Origin of the sequence: Pseudomonas sp. NBRC 111140, assembly GCF_001320885.1 — a bacterium.
Taxonomy (GTDB): Bacteria; Pseudomonadota; Gammaproteobacteria; order Pseudomonadales; family Pseudomonadaceae; genus Aquipseudomonas; species Aquipseudomonas putida_P.
This window is the reverse complement of the sequence record NZ_BCBQ01000148.1, coordinates 1-9,406: the sequence shown is the minus strand read 5'-3', so window position 1 is coordinate 9,406 and position 9,406 is coordinate 1. Positions and strand designations below refer to the sequence as shown.

Genomic DNA, 9,406 nt, shown 5'->3' with positions numbered 1-9,406 from the left:
CGAGTGCAAGGGTGATACGCATATCGACGATCACCATACCGTCGAAGACGTTGGCATTACCCTGGGCATGGCATTCGCCCAGGCCATCGGTGACAAGAAAGGCATCTTCCGCTACGGCCATGCCTACGTGCCGCTGGACGAAGCGCTGTCGCGCGTGGTCATCGACTTTTCTGGCCGCCCAGGCCTGCAGATGCACGTGCCGTACACCCGCGCCAGCGTTGGTGGCTTCGATGTCGACCTGTTCCAGGAGTTTTTCCAGGGCTTCGTCAACCATGCCTTGGTCACCCTGCACATCGACAACCTGCGTGGCCACAACACCCACCACCAGATCGAAACCGTGTTCAAGGCTTTCGGCCGCGCTCTGCGCATGGCCATTACCCTCGACGAGCGCATGGCCGGGCAAATGCCTTCCACCAAAGGGTGCCTGTAAATGCAGACGGTAGCCGTAATCGACTATGGCATGGGCAACCTGCACTCGGTGGCCAAGGCGCTTGAGCACGTAGGTGCCGGTAAGGTGTTGGTCACCAGCGATGCCGCAGTGATCCGCGAGGCCGACCGCGTGGTGTTCCCAGGTGTGGGTGCGATTCGCGACTGCATGGCCGAAATCCGCCGCCTGGGCTTCGACAGCCTGGTGCGTGAAGTCAGCCAGGACCGCCCGTTCCTCGGTATCTGCGTCGGTATGCAGGCGCTACTCGAACACAGCGAAGAAAACACCGGTGTCGATTGCATCGGTCTGTTTCCCGGCCAGGTGCGTTTCTTCGGCAAAGACCTGCAAGAAGACGGCGAGCACCTGAAGGTGCCGCACATGGGCTGGAACGAAGTTGCCCAGACCATTGACCACCCGCTGTGGCACGACATCCCCGACCGCGCACGTTTCTACTTCGTGCACAGCTACTACATCAATGCCGGCAAGGCGGGCCAGGTGGTCGGTCGCGGCCACTATGGCGTCGATTTCGCCGCCGCGCTGGCTGATGGCTCGCGCTTTGCCGTGCAGTTCCACCCGGAGAAGAGCCATACCCATGGCCTGCAGTTGCTGCAGAACTTCGTCGCCTGGGACGGGCGCTGGTAAATGAGCAGGTCGAAGACCAAGGCCCCGATCATGACCCTGGCCCCCGAGCAGGAGCGCGATGCGCTCGACACGCTCAAGCGCTTCCTTGAAGACCGCTTCGAGCTGCAGCTGGGGTCGTTCGAGGTGGCCGAAGTCCTCGAGCTGTTCAGCAAGGAAATTGCACCCCATTACTACAACAGGGCGATTGCCGATGTTCAGCTGCACCTCAAGGAGCGGTTCGAGAGCATCGAAAGCGACCTGTGGGCACTCGAGAAGCCCTGAAACCCAACAAATAGACAGGTTCCCAAGATGCTGATTATCCCCGCTATCGATCTGAAGGACGGTGCCTGCGTGCGCCTGCGCCAGGGCCGCATGGAAGACTCCACGGTATTTTCCGACGACCCGGTGAGCATGGCCGCCAAGTGGGTCGAGGGTGGCTGCCGCCGCCTGCACCTGGTCGACCTCAACGGCGCTTTCGAAGGCCAACCGGTCAACGGTGAAGTGGTTACCGCCATCGCCAAACGTTACCCGACTCTGCCGATCCAGATCGGCGGCGGTATCCGTTCGCTGGAAACCATCGAGCACTACGTCAAGGCTGGCGTCAGCTACGTGATCATCGGCACCAAGGCGGTCAAGCAGCCCGAGTTCGTCGCCGAAGCGTGCAAGGCCTTTCCAGGCAAGGTCATCGTTGGCCTGGATGCCAAGGACGGCTTCGTCGCCACCGACGGCTGGGCCGAAGTCAGCTCGGTGCAGGTCATCGACCTGGCCAAGCGTTTCGAGGCCGATGGCGTCTCGGCGATCGTCTACACCGACATCGCCAAGGACGGCATGATGCAGGGCTGCAACGTGCCGTTCACCAAGGCGCTGGCCGAAGCCACCCGCATTCCGGTGATCGCGTCTGGCGGCATTCACAACCTGGGCGACATCAAGGCCCTGCTCGACGCCAAGGCGCCAGGCATTGTCGGCGCCATCACAGGCCGTGCCATCTACGAAGGCACGCTCGATGTCGCCGAGGCCCAGGCCTTCTGCGACAACTACCAAGGCTGAGGACTGAACCATGGCACTGGCCAAGCGCATCATCCCTTGCCTGGACGTGGACAACGGCCGGGTGGTCAAGGGCGTCAAGTTCGAGAACATCCGTGATGCCGGCGACCCGGTGGAAATCGCCCGTCGGTACAACGAGCAGGGTGCCGACGAAATCACTTTCCTCGACATCACCGCCAGCGTCGATGGCCGCGACACTACCCTGCATACCGTCGAGCGCATGGCCAGCCAGGTGTTCATCCCGCTGACCGTGGGCGGTGGCGTGCGTACCGTGCAGGACATCCGTAACCTGCTCAACGCCGGTGCCGACAAGGTTTCGATCAACACGGCTGCGGTGTTCAACCCGGAGTTCGTGGGCGAGGCTGCGGACCGTTTCGGTTCGCAGTGCATCGTTGTCGCCATCGATGCCAAGAAAGTGTCCGGGCCGGGTGAAACGCCGCGCTGGGAGATTTTCACCCACGGTGGGCGCAAGCCGACTGGCCTGGATGCAGTGGAGTGGGCGAAGAAGATGGAAGGCCTGGGTGCAGGCGAGATTCTGCTCACCAGCATGGACCAGGACGGCATGAAGAACGGCTTCGACCTGGGCGTTACCCGTGCCATCAGTGATGCGCTGGGTATTCCGGTGATTGCCTCGGGTGGTGTGGGCAACCTGCAGCACCTGGCTGACGGTATTCTGGAAGGGCATGCCAGCGCGGTGCTGGCGGCCAGTATCTTCCACTTTGGCGAGTACACGGTACCGGAAGCCAAGGCCTACATGGCTTCGCGCGGGATCGTCGTTCGCTGACAGATCGCTGGGAGGGCTTTGCCCTCCTATCGCGACACAAGGCCGCTCCTACAGGGTAATGCGTATCTCTGTAGGAGCGGCCTTGTGTCGCGATGGGCCGCAACGCGGCCCCAATTGCATCACCCGTGATTCTTGCCGAGCAACGCGTGATAAAGCTCGGTATCCCCAAGAATCCCCACCACCCTGTCGTTATCCTGCAGCACCAGCTTGTTGCCAGTCTGATAACGAATCTGCAGCGCCTCGCGCATGCCGATGTCGGCGTGCACCACGGTCGGTCTGCGCTCCAGCAGCTCCACATCCTGCCCCGGTGCCCAGTTCTGCATGTCCAGCCCGTTTTGGCCCTGGCGAGCACGCTTGAGCGCGCCGCCTTCGCCCAGGTCCAGCCACGAATCGATACCGGGGTCCAGGCACACCGAACCATTGACCCGCTTGCAGTTGTCCAGGCTGCGCATCAGGCTGCGGCCGCACAGCACGTTCAGCGGGTTGGTGTGGGCGACGAAGGTGCGCACGTATTCGTCGGCCGGGTTGAGCACGATTTCTTCCGGCTTGCTGTACTGGATGATCCGCCCGTCCTTCATGATCGCAATACGGGTACCCAGCTTCAGTGCCTCGTCCAGGTCATGGCTGACGAACACGATGGTCTTGCTCAGCTTGGCCTGCAGGCCCAGCAGTTCGTCCTGCAGGCCCTGGCGGATCAGCGGGTCGAGGGCCGAGAACGGTTCGTCCATCAACAGGATGTCGGCATCCATGGCCAGTGCACGGGCCAGGCCCACGCGCTGCTGCATGCCGCCTGACAGCTCGTCCGGCTTCTTGTTGCGCCATTGGGTCAGGCCCACCAGCTCAAGCTTCTCGTCGACCAGCTTGCGCCGTTCCTTTTCCGGGCGGCCCTGCATTTCCAAACCAAAGCTGATGTTCTCGCGCACCGTCAGCCAGGGCATCAGGGCGAACTTCTGGAACACCATGGCAATGCGCTTGGTGCGCATCATCTTCAGCTCGGCCGGGGAGCAGTGGGCAATGTCGATGTGCTTGCCTTCGTGCTCGACGAACAGCTTGCCACGGCTGACGGTGTTGAGGCCGTTGATGCAGCGCAGCAGGCTCGACTTGCCCGAGCCGGACAGGCCCATCAGCACACAGATCTCGCCCTTGTTGATATCCAGGTTGGCCTTCTCGACGCCAACCACCAGGCCGGTCTGCTTGAGGATCTGCTCGCGGGTCTTGCCTTGGTCCAGCAGAGACAGCGCTTCGCGTGGCTTGTTGGAGAAAATGACGTCGACGTCTTCGAAACGAATGATGCTCATGCCTCACCCCTTACCGGCAGTTCCGGTTGCTTGCAGATACGGTCGAGCATGATCGCCAGCAGCACGATCGCCAGGCCCGCTTCGAAGCCCAGGGAGATATCGGCGGTGTTCAGTGCGTTGACCACAGGTTTGCCCAGGCCGTCAGCGCCGACCAGGGCGGCAATCACCACCATCGACAGCGACAGCATGATGCACTGGGTGACGCCGGCGGCGATGCTGGGCATCGCATGCGGCAGTTCGATACGGGTAAGCAGTTGGCGACGCGAGCAGCCAAAGGCCTTGCCGGCGTCCATCAGCTCTTGCGGCACGTCGCAGATGCCCAGGTAAGTCAGGCGAATAGGCGCGGCAATGGCGAATACCACGGTGGAGATCAGCCCCGGCACCACGCCCAGGCCGAACAGGGTCAGGGTTGGGATCAGGTAGACGAAGGTGGGCACCGTTTGCATCAGGTCGAGCACCGGCCGCATGGCGGTGTAGAACATCGGTTTGTGCGCAGCGAGGATGCCCAGCGGCACGCCGATTACCACGCACACCACCGTGGCGAAGGTGACCTGGGCCAGGGTTTCCATGGTTTCCTGCCAGTAGCCCAGGTTGAGGATCAACAGGAACGACAGGGCAACGAACACGGTCAGCGCCCATTTGCGCTGGATCAAGTGCGCCAGGGCGGCGAACAGGGCAATGAGAACGAACGGGTTGAACCAGGTCAGGGCGCTGGTGACGCCATGGATCATGAACTCCAGGCCTTGCGCGATGGCGTCGAAGTAATTCGCGCCGTTCTGGGTCAGCCACTCGACGAACGACGCGATGTACTGGCCCAGGGGTATTTTCTGATCGATAAGCATGATAGCGAGCTTCCACCTGCATAGATTGAAATCAACCCGGGGCAGGCACGGTCCTGCCCCGAGGTAGCGCTATTGCGTGGTTCGTTATTGCGTGAGCTTGGCCTTGGCCGCCTCCAGGCCAGGTTTGCCATCCACGGTGGTCACGCCGGCCAGCCAGGCATCCAGCTTGCCTGGGTTGTCCTTGATCCATTTCTTGGCGGCGGCTTCGGGTTTCATCTTGTCGTCCAGGACATAGCCCATCATGGTGCTTTCATCCTTGAGCTCGAACGACAGGTTCTTCAACAGCTGGCCAACGTTGCTGCACTCCTGCGCGTAGCCCTTGCGGGTGTTGGTCAGCACGGTGGCCTTGCCGAAGTCGGGGCCGAAGAATTCGTCCCCGCCGGTCAGGTACTGCATCTTGAAGCGGGTGTTCATCGGGTGCGGTTCCCAGCCCAGGAACACCAGCGCTTCGCCACGCTTCTGCGCGCGGTCGACCTGCGACAGCATGCCGGCCTCGCTCGATTGCACGATCTTGAAACCGGCGTCCTTCAGGCCGAAGGCGTTCTTGTCGATCATGCTCTGGATGGTGCGGTTGCCATCGTTGCCGGGTTCGATGCCGTAGATCTTGCTATCGAGTTCTTTCTTGAACTTGGGAATGTCGCTGAAATCCTTCAGGCCCTTGTCATACAGCGCCTGGGGCACGGCCAAGGTGTACTTGGCGTTTTCCAGGTTGGCGCGCACGGTTTCCACCGTGCCGGCGTCGCGGTACTGCTTGATGTCGTTTTCCATGGTCGGCATCCAGTTGCCGAGAAACACGTCCAGGTCCTTGCCGGTGGCCAGCGACTTGTAGGTCACCGGTACCGAGATCATGGTGGTGTGGGTTTTGTAACCCAGGGCTTCGAGCACAACGCTGGTGGTCGCGGTCGTGACTGTGATGTCGGTCCAGCCGACATCGGAGAAACGTACCGTCTGACACTGCTCGGGTTCGGCGGCCTGGGCCAGCAATGGCGTGGACAGCAACGCAACCAGCAACAGCGAGGGTGAACCTTTCATGGATGGACTCCTGTGATTTTGTCTTCGGGTTCGCGTGGGTCGCCGGGCTTTCTGAAGGTCCGGTCGACCAGGCCTGCAGAGGGCAGGATGCGTGGCCGTGCTTTACGAGTCGCTTTCGATAATCCTCCAGCGCCGGGCAATCGCCTACTGGTAGGGTCGTATCCAGTACGGAACGGGTCGTATCCAGTACGGGCGATGTCGCTTATGGATTTTTCCACCCCTTCGGCCGCATTTTTGCGTCACCAGGCCGCTGGAAAACGGCGTGGAGAAGGCAACGAACAGCGCGGCGCTGCTGGACAAAAGTACGTCGGTTGCAGACGGCGAGGGGGGCGGTAAAAGCCCGATGATGCTGGCATTCAAGGCGGCCCGCTGTTTCAGCCTAGCAGCTGCCCCGCCCTGCGCATGGCGCGCAGAGACAAGCCCAGCAAGAGGTGATTCGACAATGGCCATCAGCGTGTTCGACCTGTTCAAGATCGGTGTCGGGCCCTCCAGCTCCCACACCGTCGGCCCCATGCGTGCTGGCGCCCTGTTCGTTCAGGGCCTGCGCGAACGCGGCGAGCTGGAGCGTGTGAAGCGGATCGAGGTGCGTCTTTACGGCTCGCTGTCGGCCACCGGTATCGGTCACGGCACCGACAACGCCACCATCATGGGCCTGATGGGCGAGTGGCCTGACGCCATTGACCCGACCCAGATTGTGCCGCGCATCGCCGACCTGCGCGAAACCGACACCCTGCAGCTGGACGGCCGGCTACCCATCGAATTCGTCTGGGCCCGCGACATGCTGCTGCTGGACGAGAACTTGCCATACCACCCCAACGCCATGACCCTGATTGCCGAAGGCGAGCAGGGTGAGCTGCACCGCGACACCTACTACTCGGTGGGCGGCGGTTTCGTGGTCGATGCTGCCCAGGCCGCCAGCGGCGTGCTGGATGCCGACCAGACCGTGCTGCCGTACGACTTCAACAGCGCCGCTGAACTGCTGCGCCTGTGCAAGCAAAACGACCTCAGCGTGTCGCAATTGATGATGGCCAACGAGAAGGTCTGGCGCAGCGAGCAAGAGATTCGCGCAGGCCTGCACAAGCTCTGGGAGGCCATGCAGGAATGCGTCAACAACGGCCTCAAGTACGAAGGCACGCTACCTGGCGGGCTGAATGTGCGCCGCCGCGCCGCCAAGCTGCACCGCAGCCTGCAGGAAATCGGCAAGCCCAACGTGATCGGCTCGACCATGAGCGCCATGGAGTGGGTCAACTTGTTCGCCCTGGCGGTCAACGAAGAAAACGCCGCCGGCGGGCGCATGGTCACCGCGCCTACCAATGGCGCGGCCGGGATCATTCCGGCGGTATTGCACTACTACATGCGTTTTAGCGATGAAGTGGACGAGTCGAGCGTGGTCGACTTCTTCCTCGGTGCTGCTGCGGTGGGCATCTTGTGCAAGAAGAACGCTTCGATCTCCGGTGCCGAAGTGGGGTGCCAGGGTGAAGTCGGCTCGGCCTGTGCCATGGCTGCAGCGGGCCTTGCCGAAGTGCTCGGGGCTACCCCGCCACAAGTGGAAAACGCTGCTGAAATTGCCCTGGAGCACAACCTCGGCCTGACCTGCGACCCGGTCGGCGGGCTGGTGCAGGTGCCGTGCATCGAGCGCAACGCGATTGCTGCGGTAAAGGCCATCAACGCGGTGCAGATGGCCTTGCGCGGGGACGGTGAGCACTTCATTTCTCTCGACCAGGTAATCCGCACCATGCGCGATACCGGGGCCGACATGCACGACAAGTACAAAGAAACCTCGCGCGGTGGCCTGGCTGTCAGTGCTATCGAATGCTAATGGTTTGATCCCCCCTCAAGGGCCTCTTCGCGGTTTTACCCGCGAAGAGGCCCTTGAGGTTGATGCAGGTGCAGCACAATCACCAATGCCTCTTTATGGTGCGCACGACGCCTACCGATCGTCGGGTGTCGTTATCAGTACTCGTGTTGTCGGTGACACTCAAGAGTGTCGTTTCTGGGCAACCTACACTGCGCGTGTCACCAAATTGCTCAGCCGTTACACGCATGGCGCCTAGCACGCCCGTTTGCGAACACCAGGCCAACTCGATCAAAGCACCTGATTTGCCGAATAAAGGCGTCGTTTTCAGGTTTTTTTGGATAGCCGTTCAATTTCAGGCACGGCGTTTGCGTTGATATTGGCCACCAAGCCCCGGCACATGAATCGGGGTAATAACAAGAAATCAGTGCCCGCCTGAGGCACACCCTGCATTTGTGTGAGGAGAAATCGCGATGACGTCGTACACCTCCGGGAACCCAACCCAGAACCGCACAGCACCCCAGTCCATCGGGTTTCTTCTATTGGACAACTTCACCCTGATTTCCCTGGCATCGGCCGTCGAGCCGCTGCGCATGGCCAACCAGCTGTCTGGGCGCGAGTTGTATCGCTGGCACACCCTGACGGTCGACGGTGGCCAGGTATGGGCCAGCGATGGCTTGCAGATCACCCCGGATGCCGCCATCAGCAATGCACCGCCCATCGACACCGTGATCGTCTGCGGCGGGGTTGGCATTCAGCGGTCGGTCACCCGTGAACACGTTACCTGGCTGCAAGCCCAGGCCCGTCAGTCGCGCAGGCTGGGCGCGGTGTGCACCGGCAGCTGGGCGCTGGCCTGCGCCGGCCTGCTCGATGGCTTCGACTGCAGCGTGCACTGGGAATGCCTGGCCGCGATGCAGGAGGCCTTCCCGCGGGTGAACATGAGCACCCGCCTGTTCACCCTTGACCGTAACCGCTTCACCAGCTCCGGTGGCACCGCGCCGCTGGACATGATGCTGCACCTGATCAGCCGCGATCATGGCCGCGAATTGTCGGCGGCCATTTCCGAGATGTTCGTCTACGAGCGCATCCGCAACGAGCAGGACCACCAGCGCGTGCCGCTCAAGCACATGCTCGGCACCAACCAGCCGAAGCTGCAGGAAATCGTCGCGCTGATGGAGGCCAACCTCGAAGAACCGATCGACCTGGACGAACTGGCGGTGTACGTGTCGGTGTCGCGACGCCAGCTCGAGCGGCTGTTCCAGAAGTACCTGCACTGCTCGCCGTCGCGCTACTACCTGAAGCTGCGGCTGATCCGTGCGCGCCAGTTGCTGAAGCAGACGCCGATGTCGATCATCGAAGTGGCATCGGTGTGTGGCTTTGTGTCGACCCCGCACTTCTCCAAGTGCTACCGCGAGTACTTCGGTATTCCGCCGCGTGACGAGCGCGTGGGCTCCAACACCGCCCAGCAGGTGGCGATGATGCCGATCCCGCAGGCCATGACCCTGTCGCCGCACAGCGGGCCGATGGCGGCCCTGAGCCAGGCGCGCAACGAATCGACGTTTG

Annotated in this window: 10 protein-coding genes; 7 read left to right on the top strand and 3 right to left on the bottom strand. The window is 61.9% G+C overall.

The genetic code is table 11. The features are described from left to right. The 5 genes from hisB to hisF all read left to right on the top strand — a co-directional run. Positions 1-430: imidazoleglycerol-phosphate dehydratase HisB (hisB, locus tag APH42_RS27820; protein ID WP_060494683.1), on the top strand; the 430-nt coding region annotated here is incomplete at its 5' end. After that, the gene (gene hisH / locus APH42_RS27815) at positions 431-1,069 is read left to right on the top strand and encodes an imidazole glycerol phosphate synthase subunit HisH (RefSeq protein WP_060494682.1); all 639 of its coding nucleotides are present in this window, start codon (positions 431-433) and stop codon (positions 1,067-1,069) included. Further along, on the top strand, positions 1,070-1,330 hold the full coding sequence (locus APH42_RS27810) for a DUF2164 domain-containing protein (RefSeq protein ID WP_060494681.1): 261 nt from the start codon (positions 1,070-1,072) through the stop codon (positions 1,328-1,330). 27 nt (positions 1,331-1,357) lie between these two features. Continuing rightward, positions 1,358-2,095 (top strand): 1-(5-phosphoribosyl)-5-[(5-phosphoribosylamino)methylideneamino]imidazole-4-carboxamide isomerase, encoded by a 738-nt coding sequence (gene hisA, locus APH42_RS27805; RefSeq protein ID WP_060494680.1) that lies wholly within the window; start codon positions 1,358-1,360, stop codon positions 2,093-2,095. Positions 2,096-2,105: 10 nt separating this feature from the next. After that, a complete protein-coding gene (gene hisF / locus APH42_RS27800) occupies positions 2,106-2,876 on the top strand; it encodes an imidazole glycerol phosphate synthase subunit HisF (RefSeq protein ID WP_008091498.1) in 771 nt (256 codons plus the stop codon). 119 nt (positions 2,877-2,995) lie between these two features. On the opposite strand, the gene choV is transcribed toward hisF, so the two are convergent. The 3 genes from choV to APH42_RS27785 all read right to left on the bottom strand — a co-directional run bounded on the left by choV (position 2,996) and on the right by APH42_RS27785 (position 6,048). After that, positions 2,996-4,174, bottom strand: coding sequence for a choline ABC transporter ATP-binding protein (gene choV / locus APH42_RS27795; protein WP_012270095.1), 1,179 nt, complete (start codon positions 4,172-4,174; stop codon positions 2,996-2,998). Continuing rightward, positions 4,171-5,019, bottom strand: coding sequence for a choline ABC transporter permease subunit (gene choW / locus APH42_RS27790; protein ID WP_174244689.1), 849 nt, complete (start codon positions 5,017-5,019; stop codon positions 4,171-4,173). Before choW ends, choV begins: the two co-directional genes overlap by 4 nt. Before the next feature lie 81 nt (positions 5,020-5,100). Next, entirely contained in the window at positions 5,101-6,048 is a 948-nt protein-coding gene (locus tag APH42_RS27785) for a choline ABC transporter substrate-binding protein (protein ID WP_012270097.1), read from the bottom strand. A gap of 442 nt (positions 6,049-6,490) precedes the next feature. On the opposite strand from APH42_RS27785, the gene APH42_RS27780 reads away from it, so the two are divergent. Both APH42_RS27780 and APH42_RS27775 read left to right on the top strand, forming a co-directional pair. Continuing rightward, complete coding sequence (locus tag APH42_RS27780) at positions 6,491-7,867, top strand: L-serine ammonia-lyase (RefSeq protein WP_012270098.1); 1,377 nt, start codon at positions 6,491-6,493, stop codon at positions 7,865-7,867. 449 nt (positions 7,868-8,316) lie between these two features. Beyond that, the coding region (locus APH42_RS27775) for a GlxA family transcriptional regulator (RefSeq protein ID WP_060494679.1) at positions 8,317-9,406 on the top strand (1,090 nt) is incomplete at its 3' end.

Bases quoted from the DNA above. Each gene is read 5' to 3' on its own strand.
- hisH (WP_060494682.1), top strand. From the start codon at position 431: ATGCAGACGGTAGCCGTAATCGACTATGGCATGGGCAACCTGCACTCG.
- APH42_RS27810 (WP_060494681.1), top strand. From the start codon at position 1,070: ATGAGCAGGTCGAAGACCAAGGCCCCGATCATGACCCTGGCCCCCGAG.
- hisA (WP_060494680.1), top strand. From the start codon at position 1,358: ATGCTGATTATCCCCGCTATCGATCTGAAGGACGGTGCCTGCGTGCGC.
- hisF (WP_008091498.1), top strand. From the start codon at position 2,106: ATGGCACTGGCCAAGCGCATCATCCCTTGCCTGGACGTGGACAACGGC.
- choV (WP_012270095.1), bottom strand. From the start codon at position 4,174: ATGAGCATCATTCGTTTCGAAGACGTCGACGTCATTTTCTCCAACAAG.
- APH42_RS27785 (WP_012270097.1), bottom strand. From the start codon at position 6,048: ATGAAAGGTTCACCCTCGCTGTTGCTGGTTGCGTTGCTGTCCACGCCA.
- APH42_RS27780 (WP_012270098.1), top strand. From the start codon at position 6,491: ATGGCCATCAGCGTGTTCGACCTGTTCAAGATCGGTGTCGGGCCCTCC.